At 48.0% G+C, this 1,249-nt stretch carries 1 protein-coding gene; it reads right to left on the reverse strand.

Annotation, left to right across the window (positions count from 1 at the left end; all coding sequences use genetic code 11):
- Positions 1–659 precede the first annotated feature (659 nt).
- On the reverse strand, positions 660–1,046 hold the full coding sequence (locus HMPREF2792_RS11915; protein ID WP_066838985.1) for a hypothetical protein: 387 nt from the start codon (positions 1,044–1,046) through the stop codon (positions 660–662).
- Positions 1,047–1,249: the final 203 nt, after the last annotated feature.

Genomic DNA, 1,249 nt, shown 5'->3' on the forward strand with positions numbered 1-1,249 from the left:
TTTCGACCCTGGCCCAACTTTGCAACAGCACCCCCATAAGTCAGTTAAAGATTGACCCCGAAAAGGTGGTCACTTTCGTTCCGACTTTGTGCACATGACTAGAGGAAGTATTGGGACTCGGATAGGTTCGCCGTTAGAAGGCATTTCATGCGGTTCTTTGCCTCGATGGTCAAAAGCGGCTAAGTTCTGCACCGCATTTCAGGGCTATTACGGGGTCGCATGAAGTTTTCTACAGCAGTGGTTCCATTTCGTCTGTCAAGGCCGTTGGCCATGACATTGCGTTTCATGAGGAGATATATTTTGAAAGTTAAAGCTGTCGTTCTCACAACGGTGTCTGCTCTACTGTTAGGCGTATCCCAACCCGCTATTGCTTCTGCCTCCCCCACTTTTAGTCCTGGCGAGAATATTACGCCATTTGCAAAAACTAAGTTCTCGTGGAGAGCCAAATGCCCAGTTGAGCGTATTGCCAATCAAACCATAGTCGGGTACATATACGGATATGGCCGGACCAAAGCTGCTGCCACTGCAGACGCGAATGCGCAGGTGAATAGCAAGTATGGGAAGGGGTACCGGCTGCACCATTGCACTCCGAAGCGGTTCGAAGGGTCTGGAGGAAGTTCTCCGTTTTCTGCCTCAGTGCCTGCATAAGTACGGAAAAGCTATTCTTTGTCTGCTAGTTCTTCACCGTCAGGGTCACCGAACATACTAAAGTACTCAATTTTTCCAAACGGACGAACTGCCTCAGAGACTATTGCGTAGATCTGCATGCCTAGAGCTTCCTGGTCTTGTTCTCTATCTACTAAGAAGACGAAATTGATTTGCTTTAGTTGGTAACCCACAGGTTCTAAATCGTGGCCATATTGCTGGTCCCAATAGTCTTTTAGCCCCATATCATCATGGGTTGGGATTGCAGTGGTCACGCGCTGTAGCTGCAGGGTCGGTTCTAGTTTTGAGAACCGACCCTGCAGTAGTCTCCGAATCTCTTCAATGTCTTGTTCAGGGGCGTAAAGGAGCAGGTTTTCTACTTGTATTTCATACATATCCATGAGACAAGGATACTGACCCTTGCCAGGGCTACTGTCGCCGTCGTTTAGCAAGCATTCAGATAAATTCTGTACGGATAGGTTTCGCGTTTTTTATTTCCTGCACCCCGGAAGTTTCTTCGGCATGTTTGCACGCCTCAGGTGAGAGATCATGCAAAAGCCCAAACATTAAACGGTGCTGTTGCAAAGTTGGGGCAGTAGAAAGA

Source organism: Corynebacterium sp. HMSC068H04, assembly GCF_001811255.1.
GTDB lineage: Bacteria > Actinomycetota > Actinomycetes > Mycobacteriales > Mycobacteriaceae > Corynebacterium > Corynebacterium hesseae.

What these genes read in the sequence shown, in the direction of transcription:
- HMPREF2792_RS11915 (WP_066838985.1), bottom strand. Translation starts at nt 1,046, where the DNA reads ATGGATATGTATGAAATACAAGTAGAAAACCTGCTCCTTTACGCCCCT.